Annotated in this window: 18 protein-coding genes; 14 read left to right on the top strand and 4 right to left on the bottom strand. The window is 41.8% G+C overall.

The genetic code is table 11. The annotated features are described in order from the left end of the window. The first annotated feature begins 74 nt into the window (after positions 1-74). Positions 75-2,063, top strand: a complete 1,989-nt coding sequence (locus AB3N61_RS07290; protein ID WP_367898917.1) for a TRAP transporter large permease subunit — start codon at positions 75-77, stop codon at positions 2,061-2,063. Between the two features lie 243 nt (positions 2,064-2,306). Here the strand turns inward: AB3N61_RS07290 and AB3N61_RS07295 are convergent, their stop codons facing one another. Then, complete coding sequence (locus tag AB3N61_RS07295; protein ID WP_367898918.1) at positions 2,307-4,616, bottom strand: inorganic phosphate transporter; 2,310 nt, start codon at positions 4,614-4,616, stop codon at positions 2,307-2,309. A 235-nt stretch (positions 4,617-4,851) separates the two neighbouring features. On the opposite strand from AB3N61_RS07295, the gene AB3N61_RS07300 reads away from it, so the two are divergent. The 7 genes from AB3N61_RS07300 to pgsW all read left to right on the top strand — a co-directional run bounded on the left by AB3N61_RS07300 (position 4,852) and on the right by pgsW (position 11,856). Further along, on the top strand, positions 4,852-5,211 hold the full coding sequence (locus AB3N61_RS07300) for an RNA recognition motif domain-containing protein (RefSeq protein WP_020768040.1): 360 nt from the start codon (positions 4,852-4,854) through the stop codon (positions 5,209-5,211). Then, on the top strand, positions 5,208-5,612 hold the full coding sequence (locus AB3N61_RS07305; RefSeq protein ID WP_020768378.1) for an FKBP-type peptidyl-prolyl cis-trans isomerase: 405 nt from the start codon (positions 5,208-5,210) through the stop codon (positions 5,610-5,612). The genes AB3N61_RS07300 and AB3N61_RS07305 overlap by 4 nt, the downstream gene beginning before the upstream one ends. A 275-nt stretch (positions 5,613-5,887) precedes the next feature. Further along, positions 5,888-7,405: a PAS domain S-box protein gene (locus AB3N61_RS07310; RefSeq protein ID WP_367898919.1), complete on the top strand. Its 1,518-nt coding sequence runs from the start codon at positions 5,888-5,890 to the stop codon at positions 7,403-7,405. A 35-nt stretch (positions 7,406-7,440) separates the two neighbouring features. Beyond that, on the top strand, positions 7,441-9,048 hold the full coding sequence (locus AB3N61_RS07315) for a SpoIIE family protein phosphatase (RefSeq protein ID WP_367898920.1): 1,608 nt from the start codon (positions 7,441-7,443) through the stop codon (positions 9,046-9,048). 42 nt (positions 9,049-9,090) lie between these two features. Continuing rightward, complete coding sequence (pgsB, locus tag AB3N61_RS07320) at positions 9,091-10,281, top strand: poly-gamma-glutamate synthase PgsB (RefSeq protein WP_367898921.1); 1,191 nt, start codon at positions 9,091-9,093, stop codon at positions 10,279-10,281. A gap of 1 nt (position 10,282) precedes the next feature. Next, positions 10,283-10,747: a poly-gamma-glutamate biosynthesis protein PgsC gene (gene pgsC / locus AB3N61_RS07325; RefSeq protein WP_367898922.1), complete on the top strand. Its 465-nt coding sequence runs from the start codon at positions 10,283-10,285 to the stop codon at positions 10,745-10,747. A gap of 5 nt (positions 10,748-10,752) precedes the next feature. Further along, positions 10,753-11,856 carry a poly-gamma-glutamate system protein gene (pgsW, locus tag AB3N61_RS07330; RefSeq protein ID WP_232420944.1) on the top strand — a complete coding sequence of 368 codons (1,104 nt, stop codon included), beginning with the start codon at positions 10,753-10,755 and terminating at the stop codon, positions 11,854-11,856. Here pgsW and AB3N61_RS07335 read toward each other — a convergent pair. Genes AB3N61_RS07335 through AB3N61_RS07345 form a run of 3 tightly spaced genes read right to left on the bottom strand, consistent with a single transcriptional unit; the run spans position 11,853 to position 14,377 of the window. Next, positions 11,853-12,830, bottom strand: coding sequence for an alpha/beta fold hydrolase (locus AB3N61_RS07335; RefSeq protein ID WP_367898923.1), 978 nt, complete (start codon positions 12,828-12,830; stop codon positions 11,853-11,855). The genes pgsW and AB3N61_RS07335 overlap by 4 nt on opposite strands. 10 nt (positions 12,831-12,840) lie before the next feature. Further along, on the bottom strand, positions 12,841-13,089 hold the full coding sequence (locus tag AB3N61_RS07340; protein ID WP_232420940.1) for a hypothetical protein: 249 nt from the start codon (positions 13,087-13,089) through the stop codon (positions 12,841-12,843). A gap of 52 nt (positions 13,090-13,141) precedes the next feature. Then, entirely contained in the window at positions 13,142-14,377 is a 1,236-nt protein-coding gene (locus tag AB3N61_RS07345) for a DUF445 domain-containing protein (RefSeq protein ID WP_020768420.1), read from the bottom strand. Positions 14,378-14,552: 175 nt separating this feature from the next. On the opposite strand from AB3N61_RS07345, the gene AB3N61_RS07350 reads away from it, so the two are divergent. The 6 genes from AB3N61_RS07350 to AB3N61_RS07375 all read left to right on the top strand — a co-directional run bounded on the left by AB3N61_RS07350 (position 14,553) and on the right by AB3N61_RS07375 (position 22,792). Then, positions 14,553-16,217, top strand: a complete 1,665-nt coding sequence (locus AB3N61_RS07350) for a PAS domain S-box protein (protein WP_367898924.1) — start codon at positions 14,553-14,555, stop codon at positions 16,215-16,217. A 49-nt stretch (positions 16,218-16,266) separates the two neighbouring features. Further along, the gene (locus tag AB3N61_RS07355) at positions 16,267-16,740 is read left to right on the top strand and encodes a cyclic nucleotide-binding domain-containing protein (protein WP_020768072.1); all 474 of its coding nucleotides are present in this window, start codon (positions 16,267-16,269) and stop codon (positions 16,738-16,740) included. 7 nt (positions 16,741-16,747) lie between these two features. Beyond that, the gene (locus AB3N61_RS07360; RefSeq protein WP_036088654.1) at positions 16,748-17,659 is read left to right on the top strand and encodes an alpha/beta fold hydrolase; all 912 of its coding nucleotides are present in this window, start codon (positions 16,748-16,750) and stop codon (positions 17,657-17,659) included. Between the two features lie 42 nt (positions 17,660-17,701). Continuing rightward, positions 17,702-19,933: a PAS domain S-box protein gene (locus AB3N61_RS07365; RefSeq protein ID WP_367898925.1), complete on the top strand. Its 2,232-nt coding sequence runs from the start codon at positions 17,702-17,704 to the stop codon at positions 19,931-19,933. Between the two features lie 118 nt (positions 19,934-20,051). After that, positions 20,052-21,914: an ABC-F family ATP-binding cassette domain-containing protein gene (locus tag AB3N61_RS07370; RefSeq protein ID WP_367898926.1), complete on the top strand. Its 1,863-nt coding sequence runs from the start codon at positions 20,052-20,054 to the stop codon at positions 21,912-21,914. A 194-nt stretch (positions 21,915-22,108) separates the two neighbouring features. Next, entirely contained in the window at positions 22,109-22,792 is a 684-nt protein-coding gene (locus AB3N61_RS07375) for a DUF1566 domain-containing protein (protein WP_367898927.1), read from the top strand. The last annotated feature ends 8 nt before the right edge of the window (positions 22,793-22,800 follow it).

Raw genomic sequence — 22,800 nt, forward strand, 5'->3', positions numbered from 1 at the left:
TAACATAAAAAAGGCGGGAAAAATCTTTCCCGCTTATCTTATATCAATCAATCGCAGATTCCAGAGGATATTCTATGTGGAGAAAAATCGTTTCCTGGGCGGTATTATTCTTTTTATTCGTCCCCCTTGTTCAAAGTGGAAGCCAGCTTGTCCAAGCTAGGCTATTAGGCTTAGGCGGCAGTATTTGGCCGAACTATGCAATGATCCGAAATGTTTGTATCGTGGATCCGAGTGCGGAAACCGAGACAAAAGCGGAAGTCAGCCAAGCCGATATGGACGCCTTGGATGATATCGGTCTAGGGGATACGAGCGGCGGGAAGAATCTAGGAGTTCCTACCGGGCCTACCGAAACCCAATTGGAGTTGGAGAAACTTGCAGGCTCTCTTACTACCGGACAAAAATTATACTGCGGATTCGAGCGCAGGCTTTCCTGGCTAACAATCTCAGCCATTGATTATATTCCTATGACGATGGTATTTTTATTGATCGTAGCTGGAACCGTTTCCACTACCAGAAGATATCATATCGCTCTTCGAAATCCGGAGAACTCCAAAGAAGAGAAGATTACGGAATGGAGTCAGATCGTAGCAAATACGATTATAATGGTATCTGCTGCATTCATGTATCCTCTCCAAAAAGGTGTGGAGGCTCAGATCCAAGTACTTTGGGTTGCAGGTCTCATACTTTTGGCAGGATTAAACTTTTATAATTTAAGAAATCCTCTCTTTAAAAATGGAGAAGGTAAACAGAATACCAAACTTTCGAACGCCTTATTATGCGTTCCTTTGTACGCATGGATGGCGATCGTCTGCGGTTTGTATTTTTTCTTATTGGAACATCATCCCGCGGGACTTGCGATCTATCTTCAGAAATTGACCGCACATGCTTCCTTGTATATACAGATCGGTTTGTACGTATGGACCGGTATTCTTTTAAGAGATACGTCCTTAGGTAGAAGATTTTTCGATCTTTTGAATCCTTGGAAATTCCCTTCGGAACTAATGGCGGTGATCGTTGTTGTGGTCGCGGCTCTTCCTACCGCTTATAGCGGGGCTTCCGGGATTGTTGTGCTTGCATTAGGAGCAACCATTTTTAAGGAATTGAGAAGAGCAGGCGCGAGCCAAGAAAGAGCGCTCGCTGCTACCGCAATGTCCGGTAGTTTGGGAGTGGTTTTACCTCCTTGTCTACTTGTGGTAATTGTGGCCTCTTTAAATTTGGAAGTTACTACGGATGAATTGTTCTATTGGGGTTGGAGAGTTTTTGCTTTATCAACTACCTTCTTCTTGATCGTAAGTTGGTTTAGCAGAACGGAAACCTGGAAGATCCGTCCTGAAAAAGATGCTTTAGGTAAATCTTTAAAAGCTCTCAAATCGTTATCGGTTTATTTGGTGATTTCAGTTGCGATCGTTCTCACGATAGTGCTTGCTCTTGGTACTCATTTCGACGAAAGAACGGCTCCTTATATTCTTCCGATTGCGATGCTTGCTTTATTGTTCATCGACTATCGTATTTCCAAAAAGGAAAAATTAGAGAATGGAGAGATCCATACGGAGGAAGTGGAACTTGCTAGAACTTCGTATGATGCGGGTTCTCACTTGGGAGCTCTTCTGCTTTTGATGGGAATGTCCGCTTCTATGGGCGGGGTTTTTGAAAGATCGGAAGTGATCAATCTGTTCCCGACCCAACTTGGTTCTCCATTGTCCGCGATGCTTATCCTGACATTCGCTCTTGTGATCATCGGTATGTTAATGGACCCGTACGGCGCAGTGATTCTGGTTTCGGTGACCTTGTATCCTATCGCTAAGGCAAACGGGATCCATCCTTTGAACTTCTGGATGACTGCGCTCGTTTCCTTCGAACTTGGATATTTGACCCCACCGGTGGCACTCAATCACTTGTTGACCAAACACGTAGTGAGAGAGCAGTTGATCGAGGATAAAAGTTTAGAAGGTAAGAGCTTCTTTGTAAGACACGAACATATCATAATTCCGATTATCGTTCTGACACTTACTCTACTTTTGACCGCTTTCGGGCCGATCCTGTATTCAAAAAACGCTGGGTAAGAGAGACACAGAGTTCAAAAGAGACTTTGAGGGATTTTCACACAGAGACACGGAGTCACCGAGGGTTTATGTATCCGATGTAGGAGTTCCTACATCGGATATTACGGAAGATTTTTGGGCCTGCTGCGCGTGTTGGAGCTCCTACAGCATTAAAATCCTCTTCCTGAACCGCTCGTTGGAATTCCAACACCGTCTAATTAGCTCTGCGCGTCCTCTCTGAACTCCGTGCGAGATTCCTTCTAATTATTTCTTCTTTTTCTTCTTATCTTTAATTTTTGGAAATTCCACAGAAGGACCGATATTCCCTTTTGCGAATTGTTTCTTTTTAGTTTCTATCCAAGGTAAGACCCAAACCAGTTCTTCTGCAAGAGCGAATAAGTTTTCGTTAATATCCACAAGTTCTTCGATCACTAAGAAGTAAGCTACACTGGATTTTAATTTGCTATCCCCTTTGCGGATACGTTTCATCTGGTTTTTGTAAATCCGGATCTTAATATCCGAAAGTTCTTTCACCTTTTTACCCGACCTTGCCTTTTCTAACAAACCAGGCACCTTATCGGATTGCGCCAGAAGTTCGAAAAGATCTTCTGCGAGTTTACGCAATTCTTTTAGATCTTCTCTTTCGTCTTTGGTAAGTCCGGTTTGAAAACGATCTATTTTTTCCGAAGTGTTCCTATGTATATTTGTAAGATTCTCCGCGATTCTATCTATATAACCGAGTGCACTTGTGAATGGATGGATGGATTGGAAGTCTGACTCGTCGAAATGTCTGTCCACCAAACTTAAAATAGCTGAGATGGAAGATTCGTAATTTTTTTTCAGGTTCTTTAATATTTTAGAAGCCTGTTTGAAGTCCTTCTTCTTTCCGCCGATATATCCGGAAGAAAGAGTATTCATGGCTTTTTTCGCTAATAACAAATTTCCTAATAAAGAAGAAAGAGATTTAGAAAGCGCCTTTTCGGGGTGTTTGGTCAAGAGCAGAAGTTTTTCGAGGTTCTCATCGTATTCTGCCTTTCTTTTTTTGTGGACACGATTGAAGGCAAACACCAAAAAAAACGTCAATACTAAAACTATTAGCACTGCTGTGAAACCGAAAGAGTAAAATAAGGCTGCTATAAATCCTCCTGTAAAGGAAGCAAAGACGGCTGTCATAAACCATCCGCCCACAACCGTTAGGACTCCGCTGACTCGATTGACCGCATTTTCTTTTTGCCAAGCTCCGTCTGCGAGTGAGGTTCCCATTGCCACCATGAAAGTGACAAATGTGGTAGAGAGCGGAAGTTTTTCTATCGTCCCGATCAGGATCAAAGCGGAAGCAATGAGAATATTAACGGAAGCTCTTAAGAGATCGAAAGCATCACTTTCATGCATTCGGACCAGCTCCAAAGTCCCGGTTTGTTTGAATCTGGAAGAGATCCAGGTACGGATGATGGAAGGTAAAAATCTTTTGATAGGGTAATAGATCCCAACCGCAATCTGTATGAAAACTCTCGCTACCATGCTGGATTGGTATGCTTCTATGGTTTCTCCTTGGGAACCTAAACTTACTTCGGTCCTAGTTACCGTTTCCGCCTTCTTGGATTTGAATAATGCGAAGATCATGATCAATGCGGCGCCGAGCAAAAGTCTATTGTCGGTAAATACTTCTTTTCCCAAACCGATTGCCATGGAATTTGCATCCCAATTGGCTGCTTTGATCAGTTGGTGCGTCTGTAAACTTGCGATCGGAACTCCGATAAAGTTCACTAAGTCGTTACTTGCAAATGCCATTGCAAGTGCGGCGGTTCCGAATAATACGACGATCTTTAGAACGTTTACTTTGGAGAAGATCAGTATCTGGAATAGGATGGAAAAACCTATAAAACTTAAGGTCAGAATGGTCTTAAAATTGGTTTGGATCCATCCCAAAGTTTCCTTACTCAAGAATGTGGATCCTTTCATTGCGGTTAGAAGAATGAAAAAGATCACAACTGTGATAGCCAGTCCGGAAAAAATCCCGCCGAACCACAAAAGAGTTTTTTCTAAACGAAAACTGAAGATGAGTCGGAAAAAGAACATCAGGATCAGTCCAGCAAAAAAAGCGAGTATCACGGACAAAGCGATCCCAAAGATGATCTTTAAAGCGGACTCGGAGTTTATGATCTTAAATGCGTCGTTTAAGGTATCCGTTTTGAGAATTGCAAGGACCAAGGAGGCTCCTAATAATTCGAAGACCAAGGAGACGGTGGTGGAAGTGGGAAGTCCAAGGGTATTATATAAGTCCAGAAGGATGATATCGGAAACCATCACCGCCAAAAATAAGAACATCAACTCGGCTAAACTGAAAAATTCCGGATGAAAGATCCCTTTTCTGGCAACCTCCATCATTCCGCTGGAGCTTAAGGCCCCCAGTAATATGCCGAATGCGGAAACGATCAGGATGATTTTTCTGGAAGCCGCTCTAGAGCCGACTGCCGAATTCGTAAAGTTCACTGCGTCATTGGAAACTCCGACGAGTAAGTCCATTACCCCGAGTACAGCCATAACAACTACGATGATTAAGAAGATATCCATGTATCCTATTCCTGGAAAATTTGAAGGGAGAATACCCGAACCGGGTCTTTTGGGTAGTATTTACGGCAAAGTAGGAGCCTCAACCTAAATTTCCGCCGGTTTCTTTTTCAAAATGGTGATTATGAAATGCGCTTTCGATTTCCCCCCGACCTGAAAGAATGGGTGATCTAACCGGTTTTTTTTTAAGAAAGTAGAAGGCCGGTATCAATCGTCACGATATACAAAAGGAGGCGGTATGAAGATTTCAGTGGGCAATCTTCCTCAAGAATGGAAGGAAGAAGATTTGGAAAAATTATTTTCTAAATATGGAAAGGCAGAACATATTTCTATCAAAAAGGACAAACTCACAGGACGTTCTCTGGGATACGGTTCTTTGGAAATGGAAGATGCAGCGGCCAAAAAAGCCCTGGAAGCTTTAAACAAGTACGAGGTTTCCGGAAAAGTTTTGACGGTGGTGGACGCCGAAGAATGGAAAAAAGAATTCGATAAAAAACAAACCGTAAAAGGTGGGCCAAGTCACAATAAGGTGCATGGAAGCCAAACCACGGGAGGATTCGGAAGCTCCGTCAGACGTACTGGAGGTAGAGGAAAATGAATTTAAAAAGAATCTATATACTAACTGCTATTTTAATCTCAGCATTCGTTTTAAGCCTAGGTGTATTTGCTCAAGGGCAGAACGGTCTTGTGATTAAGGACATCAAAAAGGGTACAGGAAAAGAGGCCTTCAATGGGTCTAACGTAACCGTTCATTATACTGGGTGGCTTACCAACGGAAAAAAATTTGATAGCTCCAAAGATAGAGGGACTCCCTTTCGTTTTGATTTGGGTGCTGGACAGGTGATCCGAGGTTGGGACAAAGGAGTCCAAGGTATGAAAGAAGGTGGGATCCGTAAATTGACCATCCCTCCTGAAATGGGCTATGGAAGTTCCGGAGCTGGTACAATCCCTCCGAATTCTACGCTGATTTTCGAAGTAGAATTGATCAAAGTTTACTGACATTTCTGTGTTAATTCTGTTGCTTCTATTCTAACGGATCGGAAGCAACAGATGAAAATATCACGATTTCACTGCAATTCACGACAAACCAGCATCTCGACTTATCCTGCTTATTCTTTTTTTTCCAAATTTGTAATATTTAAACAAGCTCTCTCTTCCCATTAACTATAAGAGCCTGATCGGAAGATCTAGGATTCTTGAAACCCGAAATCGAATACTATTCAATCACTTAGTTTTGGTACGGATGATAAAAAGAAAGAAGGAGGAGGAAGGTCTTGGATCAAAAAAACACACTAGCCGCTGCGTCTTCTTCCGAATATCGTACCCTATTCGAACACCAACCGTTAGCCGCCTTTTTGGTGGAACGAGATGGAACCATCACACTAGTAAACCAGAAGTTCGAGGATATTTCCGGAAAGAAAAAATCAGAGATCGAAGGAAGAATGAGATGGTGCCATTTTGCGCATCCCGATGATAAGGAAAGCCTTCTGGACGCATTCTTAGACAAATCTAAACATGAAATTCCTAGAGTGTTTTCCGCAAGGACAAGACTTCTTTCTACAAACGGATACAAAAAGGTATTTGTAAGAGCAAACCGGATCCCAACGGAAGAAGGCAGAGTTCTTGTTCAATTTCAAGAATTGGATGAGGAAGGTCTTCTCAAAGATTATTCATTGGAAGATTCGGACTATCGCTGGCGTTCCTTTTTGCTGGAAGGAATGGATTTTGTGGTCATCATGGACCTGAACGGCAATGTATTATTCATAAATAGGACATTTACGGGAGTTCCCACGGAAGAGATCCAGGGAAAAAATTTTTTTGAAGTATTAAAAACTTCTGATGCTTTAAAACTACAAGCAGTCATTACCCGAGTATTGAATACGGGAAATCCGGAAGCATTCGAAGAATGGAGCAGCTTCACAGGTAAACGAAGTCATTATTATATCAGGATCTCTCCGGTTACAAAACAAGGAGAGATCAGTGCGATCCTACTTGCGATCTCAGACACCACCCAACAAAAAGAATCCGATTCGGATCGTTTGAGAAGGATGGAATCCCAAAGGCATAGACAAAAATTGGAAGCGCTTGGCACCTTGGCGGCTGGAGTTGCCCACGAGATCAATAATCCCCTTACCGGCATTCTGAATTATGCCGAGATGGTTCGTACTCAGGTGGAAGAAAACGAATCTCTCTCCAAAAATATGGAAGTGATCATCCGCGAAAGCGAAAGAATTTCCGGAATCGTAAGAAGTTTATTAGGTTTTGCTCATAAAGAAGAAGGTATCAAGGCGTTTGTTTCTACCGGAGAAATTATGTATTCTTCCATTCAACTTTTGTTGCCATTCTTAGTCCGAGACGGGATCCGAATTGAAGGAATGGATCGTTTAGTGGATGCTGATAGCGAAATTCCTTTGGTAGTAGGTGAGCCTCAAAAGTTAAAACAGGTTTTTCTAAATTTGATCACTAATGCAAGGGATTCTCTGAATGATAAGTATCCTTTTGAAACGGATCAAAAAAAGATCGAAGTGTCTCAGTCGATAATCGAAAGAGGAGATACCCGCTTCGTCAAGATCACGGTCAAGGATTGGGGAATCGGAATCAGTGAAGAGAATATTAATCGTATTTTCGATCCATTTTTCACTACAAAGCCAACTACGGTCGGAACAGGGCTTGGGCTATCCGTTAGTTATGAAATCGTTCGTGAAATGGGTGGAGAGATAGAGGTTGAAAGTTCCGAGGAAGAATACGCTACATTTCATATCATGATCCCAGCTTCGGAAAAGATTTCTTGACCTTGCTTTAGCTAAGGAGATACTTTTGATCTCCTATGTCAGAAGCAGAGGAAAAATCTTCCGGATCGCGCACCCCCTTCAAATCCGCTTCTAGAAAAGACGTAATTCGGATCTTAGAAAGAATTACGGACGCATTTTTGTCCCTGGATAGGGACCTTAAGATTTTATACGCCAATTTCGAAGCCGAAAAACTTCTGGATATTATCCGAGAGAATTTAGTAGGCAGAAGATTACCCGAAATACTTCCTCAATTTAATTATAGCGCATTGTTCCCTGCGATGATCGAATCCATGCATACGGGACTCCCCAAGGACTTAGAGATCTTAGATCCGAAAGAAAATATTTGGTACGAGGTCCGTATCTTTCCTTCCGTCGAGGAGATTGCTGTATATCTGCGTGATGTGACTTCCAGAAAAGAAGGAGAGGTAAAACTCAAAGAATCCGAAGAAAGACTTTCGGAACTTGTGAGAACTTCTTTGGATTCTATTTTATCCGTGAACGAATCCATGGAAATCGTAATGATGAATCCGGCAGCCGAAAAATTGTTCGGATATTCTTCTTGGGAAGTGAACGGAAAGTCTTTGGAATTTTTACTCCCGAAAAGACGTAATAAACTTTTTTCTAAAGTGTTACGGAAGATAGGAGAAAGTTCCGACAGGGGAATTTTCGGTCCGTTTAGAGCCAAACGTAAGAATGGATCGGAACCAATTTTAGAAGCTTCCGTTTCCAAAGTAAATACTTCCTCCGGAAAAGGATATACTCTGATACTTAGGGATATAACAGACAGGATTTCCATCCAAAAGAAGCTGAGAGGAACCGTAGAAGAACTAAAAACCGTGGATAGAGAAAGGTTGGACCTCCTACAAAATCTGGAAGCGGAAGTGGAATCGCGCTCCAAAGAGCTTACCAGATTTTATCGTTTGATGAAGGAAGAATTGAATCTGGCAAAAAAGGTCCAGAACAGTTTACTTCCACCGATCGATTATTCCATTCCGGGAGTTCAAACTTTTGTAAATTATCTTCCGGTAATGGAGGTAGGAGGGGATTGGTTCGATATATTCGAATTTCGTCCCGGTGTACTTAGGGTAATCTTGGCGGATGCTACCGGGCACGGGGTACAGGCTGCGCTAGTCACGATGACAATCAAAGGTGTTTACGAACCGCTAAAATATCTGGCGGATTCTCCCTTGGAACTGATCAAGGGGATCAATACGGATTATTGTCGGAACTTTAAGAATTTACAGATGTACTTTTCCTGTTTTATCCTGGATGTGGATACGATCGAAAGAAAGATCCGATTCGCATCCGGAGGTCATCCCGCACTCTTATGGAAATCCAAATCGGGAATTAACCTTCTGGAAAGAACAGGCTCTCTTCTGGGTTTGAACGCGAAAATGGAATATTTGGAAGAAGAATTCGAATACTCGGAAGGAGATTCCATACTCATGTTAACCGATGGGATATTTGAAGAATTCGATTCGGAACAAAATCCATTCGGAGAAGAAAGAATAGAAAAAATTTTCAGAGAGTCCGGGCTAAGCGGGTTGGAATTACATTCTCAGATCATACGCGAAATGAAAGCCCATTTGGGAGATAAAGAACCCCAAGACGATATCACATTGATTTCTTTGAACTTAAGCTAATCTCAGTTGACCTAAGGACTTGTTTGGAAACACATTCTTTACGTGTCCGAATTGCTAATATTATTTCCATTACTTCTAATTCTATTAGGATTCGGATTTGCAGAATATATTCTTCATATTTATAGAAGGAATAAGATCCCGATCCGAATTCATGTGAATGGTACTCGAGGAAAAAGTTCCGTCACTAGACTGATTGCATCCGGCTTGAAAAAGGGTGGATATCGGGTGCTTGCCAAAACAACAGGAACTGTTCCGAGACTTATATTACCGGACGGTTCCGAAAAAAATATTATCCGATACGGAGCCCCCAACATTTTAGAACAGAAGTTTGCGATCCAAGAAGCTGAAAAACAAGGTGTGGATGCGATCGTTTTAGAATGTATGGCCCTTGTCCCATTCAACCAGAAAGTTTCGGAAGAAAAATTAGTAAGGGCCACGCATTCAGTCATCACAAACATAAGAGAGGATCATCTGGAAATTATGGGTCCTGAAAAGAAGGACGTAGCTTTGGCTCTAAGCGGATCCATTCCGGAATCGAAGGTCTTATTTACTTCCGAAAAAGAATTTTTTCCTTTTTTCCAAGAAATAACAAAAAGGAAAAAGACTGAAATCATTCCCACTCATCCCGGAAAATATTCACATCTAAACTATATGCAAGGTTTTGCATATTATGAACATCCTGAAAATGTGATCCTTGCGCTGGAAGTCTGCGAGTCTTTAGGGGTAAAACCTGAGATTGCAATCCAAGGAATGTGGTCTCATTCTCCCGATTTAGGCGCTAGTTTTTTTGCAGAATACGATCTGGGAGAAAAAAAGATCGCATTTGCAAACGGTTTTGCGGCAAACGATCCCAGATCTGCTGCAAGTATTTGGGAGAATGCCATCTTACGCTTCCCGGCATATTCATATAAAGTGGCTCTTGTCAATTGTAGAAAGGATAGACCGGAAAGATCCGAACAAATGGCAAAAGAAATCCTATCTTGGAAGAAAAATTCTCCCGACCTAATTTTGATTGCCGGAGAAGAAACAGAAGTATTCCAAAAGACCTGTTTGAAATTAAGTTCAGGAAATCCTAAAATGGAAAATCTGAAATCTATGAATGCGGGCGAAGTATTGGGATTTTTCAAAATATTTTTACCTTCTAATTCGATGATAGTCGGATTGGGGAACATAGGCGGTCTAGGCTTAGAACTTCTGGAACATTTAAAACAAACAGGAATGATGAAAGGATGATATGGACTTATTAAGTGTTTCCATAGGTATAGGACTAGGCATCAGTCTATTCTTTTCCGAATTTTTCGGGATCGCAGGTGGGTTGGTCGTTCCCGGCTACTTTGCTTTACAGCTCCAGAATCCGGTCAATATTCTTCTTACATTATCCGTAAGTTTGGGAGTTTTTGGCCTAGGGAAATTCATTTCAAAATTTGTAATATTGTATGGAAAAAGAAGGACGGCAATCTTACTTTTACTTGGATTCGTTTTAGATGCGGTCGGCAACGAATGGATATTTCCTCGGATCTTTACGGAGGTTGTCCAGTTAGAATCGGAAGTAAGGGCGGTTGGCCATATTATTCCCGGTCTGATCGCCGTTTGGATGGATAGGCAAGGTTGGTTGGAAACTTTGGCGTCTTTACTCACGGCATCCGTGATCGTTCGTTTGATATTGATCCTATTTCTTGGAAAGGAGTTATTACCTTGAAGGGAATGTATTGGAATTCTTCTAATAAGTCCGTTCTATATTATTTGCTCTTAGTCGTATTTTCACTTTTTGGAATATTCTTAGTGGAATATTTTCTTTCCGAGAAAATTCAGCCCCACTATTCGGAAAAAATCGAAGCGGCAAAACTGACTGCTAAAGCGTTTCAAGAAATCAGGGAATACAAAGTATCGATAAACAAAAAGATAGATCCGGTTTCCGACCCATCCGATTCGGGATTGATCGGTGAATTTTTTACAGTTGTTACGAGCAATTTGGGATCGCTTAGGGCAAAACAAACTTCCATCAATCCCAACTTTGGAGCCTTAGTTTTGGAGTATCTCATCCAAGCCGGGGTCCAAAAGGGCGATACTGTCGCCGTTTCTCTGTCCGGATCTTTTCCCGCTTTGAATATAGCGGTATATTCCGCTGCGAAAGTTTTGGATCTGAAACTTGTGATCATCTCCAGTTTAACTTCTTCCCAATGGGGCGCGAATGATCCTGATCTTTTATGGCCGGATATGGAGAAGAGACTCTATACCCGAGGAATTTTTCCCTACATCTCTTTGGCTTATAGTTGGGGAGGGATTGAGGACCAGGCGTTCGGGATCCCGAAAGAAGGGTCGAAGCTACTACAAAATTCCGCTTCCAAACATTCTCTCCCCATGCTCCAATCTAGGAATTACTCGGAAAGTCTGGAAGAACGGATGAATCTGTATTCCGCAGGGAGCCCCATTTCAGAATATAAAGCTTATATCAATGTAGGTGGGGGAACAGTTTCCGTGGGAACTAAAAAGAACGAGGGAGAATTTTCAGCCGGATTGAATTTGAAACATCCCATCTCTCGACAGGGAAAAGATTCCGTCATGAGGCGTTTTGCGAATGCGGGGATTCCGGTCATTCATTTGGTCCGAGTGGAAGAACTTGCGACCCAAAACGGATTTACGATCCAACCGAAAAAAATGCCGGAGCCCGGAGAGGGGAAAATATTTAAAAGATACGAATATGATCCTCGATTAGCCGCTGCGGTTTTAGTCGGAATATTCGTTTTACTTTATATATTTTTTAAAAGAGATCATTTTATAGAAGAAGATCGGGACGAATCTCTTTAAAATTTCAGAAATTTTAGTATTTCTCGGTCTCTTTCCGTATCTTCCAAAAGTACGGATTCATAATGGTTTTTGTCTTTTAATTCGTAAATTTTCAGATTTTGGATCTTTTCTTTCATCCTCTCTATTGCGGAAGATGGTAATAGTTCGTCTCCCGGTTTGAAATTCGGTTTTAGGGCTCGGATCACAAGCACGGGACAATGTAATGAGGAGTAGGGCATGACCTTATTATCTTGGACAGTTTTGAAAAATTCTTTTGGATTTTTCAAAAGTCTGGCAAAAATACCCGTCGGCTTCATGGCACCCCCCATGTTCTGTAGCTCGCTATCGATCACAAAGGGAGGAATAGAACAAAGCACAGGTCCGTACAAAGTATCTCCTGGCATCAAGGAAGAAGAAAGTATTCCGACCGGTTCCAGTTCATACATTAAGAAATTTTGAATATTCTTATTCCAGGCGGAAAGTAATGGGGACTTTTTCGCCTCTTGTAGATAAATTTCCTTACTAGGGATCCTTCTGCCTAAACGGGCTAATGAACCTTGTATCATAAGAAGATTGGAAATTTTACGTTTGATGGAAAGTTCTCCGCCTCCGTCTATCAATACCGCTTTTTCCAAAAAATCGGAGTACTTTTCCGCAAATCTGAGAGTGATCCAGGCGCCTAAAGAATGGGAGAGAATGGAAATTTTAGAATATCCTAATATTGATGAAAGATCTTTTAGGTCCTGAGCATGTACTCTTGCGGAATATTCCTCTTTGGGCTTGTCCGAATTTCCTCTTCCGCGTAGATCATATACGATTACGGTGATCCCTTTTTTAGAAAGCCCTTCCGCGATCGGTTCGAAGTTTTTTAAATTTCCGGTCAGACCATGAACGCAGAAGAGCGGGACTTTTGATTTGCCGGGAAAGACCCGATAGGCGATTCGGATTCCGGAAGGTAGAGTCGCTATTTTGGAATCCGAACCGAATTGTAACATTCTGTAATATTTAAGAGACTTCCGCTCCGAGTCGGATCAGAATATTCTCCAAATTTTTTTCCATTTCTTGTCGGAATGCTATATGTAGTAAAGCAATCTTTTCCCTTTTTTTGACGGCTGAAAATCCTTCCGCTTCCCTCTGCAATTTGAACCAGATCCTGGATTCACCCAATCCCGAAAATTTAATACAAAAATCGTCTTCTTTCAGATCGAATTTAGTGATCGCACCTAATTCTCCTCCGGAGATTGCTTTTGTCAATTTCCGGAGGAAAGATTCTGGATCGGAACCTTCTACCTTAATCAGCTCCATATTATACCGCGATCATGTAGATCCCTTGCACAAGACCTACGATCGCTCCTAAAACGGAACCGATCAGGATAAGAACGTACTCGTCTTCTTGGAAAGCGGATCTTAAGATAGGTTCGAATTCTTCCGGTGGGAGATCTTTCATACGTTTGAACATATTATTCTCTATGCTCATCGCTCTTCCCATATATGTTTCGAGTTTCGTAGAACTTCCTGCTAAGGAATCGCTTACTTTGCGGATGACTTCTTTTTTGGTATTTTCGAAATCGGAATCTTCTCCCTTATTCTCCGCATCCAGTTGTCCGGATAAGTTCAGCCTGGCAGCGGCGGATTCCGTTTCCGCTTGGATAGTCTCTACCAAAGTCCTTGCGGCTCTTTTGTATAAGATCTCTTCTAATACGTTTCTTGCCGTGAGAACTTGGGTTGCGAATACGTTCGAATATTTTTTGGAAACTTCTTCCTGTCTTGCGATGAATAAACCTCTATATTTGATCGGTCCCAATCTTTTTTCGTAAAGAGGACGGAATATCATCGTGAGCGCCACCCAGTTGGTGATATATCCTACGATCACTCCTTGGATGGGAAGCGTCCACCAGATAGGAAGATAATTCCAAAGCACTGCCTGGGCGATACCGAGTGCACCGCCGAGGGCCCAACCGCAATGTTCTATAAATTTGAATTCTTTAGAACCTACTTCCTCGAAGATGTTTACGATCCTTTCTACATTCGGTCCTGTAAGTTTACGCAAAACCAGGGATCTGAAATTGAAAACGGAGGATACGTTCTCCTTTACCTGGGTCATGATATTTTTCACCGTATGAGCGCATTTTTCTTGGACAGCTCTTACGATCTCTTCCCCATGCCCGTTCTCTAAATGTTTTCTTAAGACGGGATTGATATGATGAACGATTTCATGGGTTGCCGAAGGGATCAGATCATTTAATACAGGTTGGAATTCGGTCTCTAATTGATCCGGATCTACTTTGGAGAAAAAATCCTCTACCTTGATCAGCCTTTCGGTCATGATATTCACCGATTTTAGGGCCAATTTCTGGGCCTTTTTCGGAACGATCCCTTGCCATCCTAAATAAGGTGGAATCCCTACAAATTCCAACGGGTAGAAGGTCATTTTTAAGGCTACCACGTTGGTAAACCAACCTACGAATCCGTAGGTAAGGGGCATCATGAAGACCCCGATCAATTCTTTGGTTATAGTGATATTGAGGAAGGGCAAATCCATATTTTCAATTCCTGTAGCGTGCGCTATACTATTCGGTTCTATTGCAAAGTCCTTTTCGACCCAATGCACTGCAAGTTATTTTTCCCAACTTTCTGGGAACTTTCCCGAAGGTTTTGAAAAAAGATTTTTCAGAGTCGAATAACTCTTGGAAATAGTGCTCTCCAGTTTTTAAATTATGAAATCCTCCTTCTTCCCTTATTGGTGTATTCTAATGGATCCGTCCGGTTTGATCCTTGAGACAAATCTTCCTCTGGAATCCTGGAGACAAAATCCACTCTCCTATTTTTTGAACGGAACGGACAAGATCCAAGGGGAAAACGGAAGCGCTGTACTTTTTTGGCAACCGGGAAAAAGTCCCGTGTCATTTCCGGGAAACAAAGGTCTTCTTGCGAGTTGGTCTCTCACTCATGGGATGTTTTGGGTCAAAATGGAACCGCTGGAGGAAGATTCCGCTTCTCTAATGGAAAATTCCTTTTGGAAAGAATTTTTATCCAGCGACAGGCCCTTCCGACAGATTTTTGAGACAAACCAAGCAATTAAATGGATACTCGATCCTGACTCGGGCGATATTTTGTACGCGAATCAGGCTGCGAGCCAATTTTACGGTTACAGCCAAGAAGAACTTCTGCAGATGAAGGTCACCGATATCAATACTCTCACGAAAGAACAAATTTTCGAAGAGATGAGAATGGCTGCGATTGAAGCCAGACAATATTTCCGTTTCAGACATAGATTAAAGAACGGAGAAGTCCGCGATATGGAGGTTTACAGCGGGCCGTTGCAGTTCGGTGGAAAAAGGGTATTATTCTCCATTTTATACGATGTGACTGAAAGAGTAAGAGCGGTCTCTTTATTGGAAGAAAATGAACGAAGGTATCGCTCTTTGGTGGAGAACGCGTCCGATTCGATCATTATTACAAATTTTGAAACTAAAATTTTAGAAGTGAACAGGAGAATGTGCGAACTTTTAGAATATACCAAAGAAGAACTCCAAACATTTACATTAGAGAATATTCTCGATGAAGAAAGTTTTAGGCAGTCTTTGCATAGAATTCCTGCATTAGAGATCGGCAAACCTGTGATCCTAAGCAGAAAATTTAAAAGTAAATCCGGTAGAATTATAGAAGCGGACGTGAATGCCGTGCGAATAGACGAGTCCCGATATATGGGAGTTGCCAGAGACGTGACGGAAAGAAATTGTATGACGAGGACTTTGGAGAGATCCTTAAGGGAAAAAGAATCCATGCTCCAAGAGATCCACCATCGGGTTAAAAATAATCTGCAAGTGATCTCTAGTCTTCTTGGACTTCAATATGAGAATACGGAAGATCCTAACCTAAAACGAATCTTAAAAGAGTGTGAGAATCGGGTAAAGTCGATGGGATTTGTTCATGCGGAATTATATAGGTCGGAAAATTTCGCGGCAGTAGACTTAGAAAATTATTTTACCACGGTTTCTTCTAATCTGATCCGAGCGTATGGCGGACTTCCGCGAATACAACTGCATCTGGACCTCAGTTCTCTGGAGGTGAGTATTGAAAGAGCGATCCCTCTCGGACTGATCCTAAACGAACTTCTTACCAACTCCTTAAAATACGCATTTCCGAAAGATCGTTCCGGAAAAATACAAGTGCGGATCTTTAAAGAAGAATTGAATATCGTCTTCTCATATTCGGACGATGGGGTCGGATTTAGAAAAGAAAATCATATCGGTTCTGGGACTATCGGCATACAGCTCATTGAGATCTTGTCCAGGCAGCTGAAAGGAAGTTCCGAATTTACTTCGGAAAATGGAGTTGTTTTTCGTCTTAGAATTCCGGACCGGAATCCAGGAAAGTAGCTTGATGGTTTTTTTCTAGGCTTAATACTCGGTCTTTGGTAAGGAACACATGCAACACACTACAGAAGAAATCCTACACCAGATTTATTTATTTTCCAGCTTCTCAATGGACGAACTGGCTAAAATAGCCGAGAAGACCAAATACAAGGTGCTTGAACAAGGAGAAGCGGTTTACCAAGAAGGGAACGAAGCCAAGGCGTTCTATGTGGTAATGTACGGAACTCTGAAAATTTTGACTTCCACCGAAAAAGGGGACGATGTGAGCGTAACTACGATCGCTACCGGTGACCATTTCGGAGAATTCCCGTTTCTGGATCAGGGAAAACGAGCCGGAACGGTAGAAGCGATGGAACGTTGCGAACTCTTGGAAATCCCGTTCGATCATCTACAGCATATTTTGGATTCCGATAAGGAACTTGCTCTGAAATTTTATAAAGGGATCACCACCTATTTGGTGAAAAGAATGAGACTACTTACTCATGACTTGGCCTATGCTAGGGAATTAAAGAAACGTTATTCGTAATTTGACTATGCATAGGAAATTTTCCCCAATCTACTTATTGTTTATTTTTTTCGGGCTGACCTATTGTTCCGAGACTCTGGTTAAAACCGGTATCGGTTATGAAAGATGGAAAGCAGGACTCGAAAAAAAACAAACCAAGATAGAACCTTGGAACTGGGTATATTTAGAAGGGGGGCAAGGTAGCGAAAAGATCCTGATGGTCCACGGATTCGGCGGAGATAAGGATAATTGGACTAGATTTTCCAAGTGGATCACTCCTCAATACACAGTGGTGGCTGTGGATCTCCCCGGTTTTGGTGAAAACGATAGAATCGCAGGTCAGGATTATAATATCGTCGAGCAAGTAAAACGCTTGGACGAGTTTGTCGTTAAACTTGGCTGGGAAAAATTCCATATTGTAGGAAATTCTATGGGGGGAGCGATCTCGGGAGTGTATGCTGCGACGTATCCGCAAAAAATCTTGTCTCTCGGATTATTTGCACCCTCCGGAATTAATAGTCCTGAAAAAAGTGAATTGTCTAAAAACTTGGAAAAGGGAAAGAATAATTTAGTTGCGACTAACGCGGAAGAATTTAATGAATTGATGAAATTCATTTTTGTAACACCGCCTCCGGTTCCTTCTTTTTTGGCATCCTATTTTGCGGAACGAGCCGTCAAAAATTCCGAGTTTAATAAATATATATTTAAACAGATCCGATCTACCGGTTTTCCCTTGCAGGAAAATATGAATAAGATCCGGACAAAAACTCTTATCTTATGGGGAGATACGGACAGGGTGCTGAGCGTTTCCGGCGCCGGGGTGTTAGAAAAGGGGATTGCGGGATCTAAAAAGGTGATCTTGAAGGATATGGGTCACGTTCCCATGTTAGAAAGACCCGAAGAAGTTGCGAATACTTACAAAGAATTTTTAGTGAAGTAAGCTCTCGAAAACCACGGTTTTTAGGAGTTATTCGGAGTTGCGATGGCTTTTGCCAAACTTCTAAAATGGTTTCAAAATCGGAATCTTCGAAAAAAAATTGATAAAGAGATCCGCGCGCTTGCACCCGAGGTGTTTAACGATTATCTTTACCGGGTAGACGTATTAGATAACGGAAATCTAATATTAAGCTGGGCAAACGACGGTTTTTTGAAATTCTGCGGGATAACCATCGACGACTTAAATAGCCCCTGGGCAGCAGCAGATCCCAAATATTTTCATCCCGACGATCTGGAACTGATCAGACAAAGAATAAGATCATTATTATCCGGAGCTTCTCGTACGGATGAATATCGAGTGTACGGTCCGGACGGTGCGATCCGTTGGCTTCGGGACCACGCACATCCTATTTGGGATCCGATCAAAAAAAGGGTAACCGAGATCTACGGTTCCATCCAAGACTTAACTCCATTACGAAAAAGTGAAATAATTCTACAAGACCAACTTTCTTATATCGGCATTCTTTTGGATAGTACGGAAGAATGGGTCATTAGAGTTAACCAAGCGGGAAAGATACAATATGTGAATTCTTCCGGCAGGTCCGAGGTCAGAAAACAATTTGGGATCGAATTGGCCCAAGATTCCAAGATACTTTCGTTGATCTCGGAAACACATCGGGAAATTTTCCAGGCACAATTGAATAAGGCATTTTCCGGTGCGAAGGTTAAATGGCATTTTTCCAAATTATTTCCAGTACAACCCAATTCGGAATTGGAAGTTTCGTTCGCTCCATTGTCCAAGGAAGGAGCAATTAAAGAAGTCGTAATATTCGTAAAAGACGTGACTCTTAGGACCGTTTGGGAAACCGCCCTACTTGCAAGTGAGGAAAAATACAGAAAACTAGTGGAAGTTTCTCCCGACGCAATAGGTTTACATGCGGACGGAAAAGTAATATATATAAACCAAACCGGGCTAAAAATGCTCGGATACGATACTGTGGAAGAGGTGGAAGGAAAGCCGATTATAGAATTCGTACATCCTGATTCGAGGCAAATCGTTGCCGAAAGAGTGCTGAGAGCAATGCTCAAGTCCGAACCTCTCGAACCTATCGAGGAAAAATTTATTCGAAAAGACGGAACAGAGATCTCTGTTGAAGTTTCCGGTGTTGCTTTCGAGCAAAGAGGGCAAAAATTAATGCAGGTGATCGTCCGAGACATCACGGAAAGAAAAAAGGCCGAACATGAGTTAAGTGAACTGAGAAAAAAGATATTACAAACGAACGATAGACTCCAAGCGATCATTGAAGGTGTGAAAGACTCGATATGTGCGGTGGATATGGATTTAAGAGTTATCTCCTGTAATACCGCATTTGAACTTATGGTCTGGAAACTGTATGGAAAAAGGGTTACTGTCGGCCAACGGATCTGGGATATCGCTATAGATAATGCGGAAGAAAAAGAAAGGATTATCCAGAACTGGAGTAGGGCGCTTACCGGTGAAGTTTTTAAATTAGAGAGAAAGATTTCCGGACTGATTAAGGACTCCGTAGTACTCGAGATCAATTATAGTTCTATCCGGGATGAAAGTCATAATATGATAGGGGCTACTCAGATCATTAGGGATGTAACGGATCGATACCAATACGAAGAAACGTTACGGAAATCTTTGGACGAAAAAGAAGTGATGTTAAAGGAGATTCATCATAGGGTCAAAAATAATCTGCAAGTGGTTTCCAGTTTGTTAAGTTTACAAACTGATTTTACGGATGATCCAAAACTGGTTTCTATTCTGAAAGAATGTGAAAGAAGGATCCAGTCCATGGCTTTGGTACACAAGGAACTTTACCAAAACGATACGATTGCTGATGCGGACTTCACCGAGTATCTGAACAATTTACTTGTGGCGCTCGTTCAGTCTTACGGTGCGAACAAAAAAGTGGGTTATTCGATAGAATCTCAGGATATACGTTTAAATTTGGATTTTGCGATCCCGCTCGCATTGGTTTTTAACGAACTAGTTTCAAATTCCTTAAAGTATGCTTTTCCCGGTGAGCAAAAAGGGGAAATATTCATCTCTATTTCCAAAAAAGAAAACGGGCTTTCCATTTCTATAGGAGATAACGGTGTGGGATTACCTAAAACGGTGGATGTCAGGAATTCCGAAGGATTGGGGCTACAATTAGTCGGAATGTTATTGGAGAAGCTGAAGGCAAAATGGGGACTTGAAACCGTAGAAGTAGGCACCAGATTCAAAATAGAACTTCCTATTCCTAAATAGATCTTTATAATCCGTTCCGAAATTTTGTTTTTCTAAACGTGTGCTGTCTCGAGTTAAACGCCCGGGGCAGGCTCTTAAAAGAATTGCTTCTAAGCCGGATTCAAAAAGGCTGGAAGCGATGAATCTAATCTCCGTAGATAAGGTCGGAAAATCCATCGGCGAAAAACAGCTTTTTCAAAACCTAAGCTTTGGGATAGATGAGGGAGAAAAAACAGGATTGCTTGGGATCAACGGATCCGGAAAATCCACTCTACTTAGGATCTTACTCGGAATGGAAGAACCGGACACAGGTAAAGTTGTCCGCAATAGAGAACTTAAAATTTCATTCTTATCCCAATTCCCGGAATTCGATCCGAATAAAACGGTATTAGAACATATACTTTCGGGTTCCGGGATACTTTTGGATACGGTAAGAAGGTATGAAAAAGCTTGTATCGAATTGGAAAAAGGCGGAGAGGAAGCCGAAAAAGAATACCATCTTGCAATGGAAGAAATGGATTCTAAGCAAGCTTGGGAATTGGAATCCAAACTCAAAAATATATTAAGAGAACTGAATATACCGGATCTATCCCGAAGGATGGGAGAACTTTCCGGGGGAATGGCCAAAAAAGTGTCACTTGCACAGGCCTTAACGGATGAGTCCAATTTTTTAGTGTTAGACGAGCCAACCAACCACCTGGATATAGACGCGATTCTTTGGCTCCAAGAATTTTTAAAAAATACGGATAAAGCGGTTTTGCTCGTTACACACGACAGATACTTTCTGGAAGAGATCGCAAATCGTATCTTAGAAATTGATAGAGGGAACTTCAGGATCTATCCGGGAAATTACGATCTTTATTTGGAAAAAAAAGTAGAGATACAGGCGATAGAAGAAAAGGAAGAAGCAAAACGAAAATCCTTTCTTAGAACGGAGCTGGAATGGCTTAAGCGTCAGCCTAAAGCAAGAGGGACGAAACAAAAGGCAAGAACGGACCGTGTTATCGAAGTTCTGGAAAGAAAAAAGGCAGGTAAGGATATCGTCCTGGATATTTCCGTTTCCGGTAGAAGGCTTGGTGGAAAAATATTAGAATTAAAGAATATTAAAAAATCTTACACAAACATGGAACTGATCTCTGGATTTTCCTACGTATTTAAGAGTAAGGAAAGGATCGGAGTTGTAGGCCCTAACGGTGCCGGGAAAACGACACTTCTAAATTTGATCACCGGGAGAGAGAAGGTTGACTCCGGAGATGTGGCAACGGGTGTGAATACAAGTTTCGGATATTTCGATCAACTTAGCAAAGAACTCCCAGGGTCCAAAAAGGTATTGGAATACGTAAAGGAAGAGATCGCGCCGACGATCAAAATGAATGATGGGACTTCTTGGACAGCGTCCCAGTTTTTGGAAAGGTTTTTGTTTCCTCCTCAATTACAACAAACCAAGATAGAAAGACTGTCAGGCGGTGAAAAGAAAAGGTTATATCTCATTCTACTTCTTATGAAAAATCCGAACTTCTTGGTTTTGGACGAACCTACAAACGATCTGGACATTCCCACACTCTCAGTGCTCGAAGAATTCCTGGATGATTTTCCCGGTGTCGTGCTCGTAGTTTCTCACGATCGTTACTTCATGGACCGTGTTACCGATTACTTATTTGTGTTTAAAGGAGAAGGTAAGATAGACAGGTTCCCCGGAAATTATTCCGAGTATTTGGAGTATAGGGAATTCGAGGAAAAGGAAGCGAAGAGCGGGGTTCCTAAGCCCAATGAAAAACAAGCAGATAATAAGAAGAAGGGACTAAGCTACCAAGATAAAAGAAAACTGGAAATATTGGAAAAAGAGATCCACTCTTTGGAAACGGAAGAGAAGGAGCTCGTCCAACGCTTGCAATCATCGGACCCTGAGCTGGCCAGAAAATCAGGGGAACGTTTGACTCAGTTACAAGATGAATTGCGCCTGAAGGTAATAGAATGGGAAGGGCTTGCTTCCAAAGAATAGAATCTGCTCTAATCAGCCAATGCCGTGGTGTTCCAGAATAGAATCTAAATCCTGCTAGCTAAATTAGACACTGTTAAACGAACTAATCCAAAGTGATTAGTTTTCATTACGGAATATTCCGAATTTTATGATTTTTGTTCCTTTGTCTCGCTCGTTGCTTGACTAAAAAAAGAACAAGAAAGATCTTCCATCCTATGAAACGTCTGACGGTGCTTTTACTATTTTCTTCTCTTTCTTTTACTAATTGCGGCAGTGGGCCAAGCCAAGATCTAAGCGGCTTACTATTATTATTGGCCGGAGGAGGAGGGGGAAATTCTACTTTTCATTGTGGTCAGACAGTTGCGAATCCGGTACCTTATTCGACTACAACGAATCAACCGGTTGCTAGTGCTTCAGATTTTATAACTGCTGCTGGCGGAAATAACTGTGGATCAGCCTCCTTAGTCGATAATGACGATGGAACGGTAACAGATACCCAGAACCATTTCCTATGGACTCTTTGCACTGCTTACAATCCTGCTACGATTCAACTATATGATTACGTTTCTTCAAATTGTAATGCAGGAGCAGTAGTAGCTGCGGACAGGAATATAACTCAATCACAAGCAGTTGTTTTTTGCGAGAGTTTAACTTTTGCAGGTCACTCGGATTGGATCCTGCCTGATGCGATACAATTAGACACTTTATATGTTGCGAGCAATCCTTATTCATTAACCCCATTTGGAACAAAGGAATCCTTAAAAAGGCTCGGCAGTGTTTGGACTTCGACTCAAACCACTGACAGGATCATCCATACATATCTAGGATCAACGGACCGCATTGTAGCAGTCGGAAATAATACCGGTCTTGCTAGTTTAATTTGTATAGCGAAAATCTGAAATTCATC

The organism is Leptospira sp. WS58.C1 (genome assembly GCF_040833995.1).
In the GTDB taxonomy this organism is placed as follows: Bacteria; Spirochaetota; Leptospiria; order Leptospirales; family Leptospiraceae; genus Leptospira_B; species Leptospira_B cinconiae.

What these genes read in the sequence shown, in the direction of transcription:
- AB3N61_RS07290 (WP_367898917.1), top strand. Translation starts at nt 75, where the DNA reads ATGTGGAGAAAAATCGTTTCCTGGGCGGTATTATTCTTTTTATTCGTC.
- AB3N61_RS07295 (WP_367898918.1), bottom strand. Translation starts at nt 4,616, where the DNA reads ATGGATATCTTCTTAATCATCGTAGTTGTTATGGCTGTACTCGGGGTA.
- AB3N61_RS07300 (WP_020768040.1), top strand. Translation starts at nt 4,852, where the DNA reads ATGAAGATTTCAGTGGGCAATCTTCCTCAAGAATGGAAGGAAGAAGAT.
- AB3N61_RS07305 (WP_020768378.1), top strand. Translation starts at nt 5,208, where the DNA reads ATGAATTTAAAAAGAATCTATATACTAACTGCTATTTTAATCTCAGCA.
- AB3N61_RS07315 (WP_367898920.1), top strand. Translation starts at nt 7,441, where the DNA reads ATGTCAGAAGCAGAGGAAAAATCTTCCGGATCGCGCACCCCCTTCAAA.
- pgsC (WP_367898922.1), top strand. Translation starts at nt 10,283, where the DNA reads ATGGACTTATTAAGTGTTTCCATAGGTATAGGACTAGGCATCAGTCTA.
- pgsW (WP_232420944.1), top strand. Translation starts at nt 10,753, where the DNA reads ATGTATTGGAATTCTTCTAATAAGTCCGTTCTATATTATTTGCTCTTA.
- AB3N61_RS07335 (WP_367898923.1), bottom strand. Translation starts at nt 12,830, where the DNA reads ATGTTACAATTCGGTTCGGATTCCAAAATAGCGACTCTACCTTCCGGA.
- AB3N61_RS07345 (WP_020768420.1), bottom strand. Translation starts at nt 14,377, where the DNA reads ATGGATTTGCCCTTCCTCAATATCACTATAACCAAAGAATTGATCGGG.
- AB3N61_RS07350 (WP_367898924.1), top strand. Translation starts at nt 14,553, where the DNA reads ATGAAATCCTCCTTCTTCCCTTATTGGTGTATTCTAATGGATCCGTCC.
- AB3N61_RS07355 (WP_020768072.1), top strand. Translation starts at nt 16,267, where the DNA reads ATGCAACACACTACAGAAGAAATCCTACACCAGATTTATTTATTTTCC.
- AB3N61_RS07360 (WP_036088654.1), top strand. Translation starts at nt 16,748, where the DNA reads ATGCATAGGAAATTTTCCCCAATCTACTTATTGTTTATTTTTTTCGGG.
- AB3N61_RS07365 (WP_367898925.1), top strand. Translation starts at nt 17,702, where the DNA reads ATGGCTTTTGCCAAACTTCTAAAATGGTTTCAAAATCGGAATCTTCGA.
- AB3N61_RS07370 (WP_367898926.1), top strand. Translation starts at nt 20,052, where the DNA reads ATGAATCTAATCTCCGTAGATAAGGTCGGAAAATCCATCGGCGAAAAA.
- AB3N61_RS07375 (WP_367898927.1), top strand. Translation starts at nt 22,109, where the DNA reads ATGAAACGTCTGACGGTGCTTTTACTATTTTCTTCTCTTTCTTTTACT.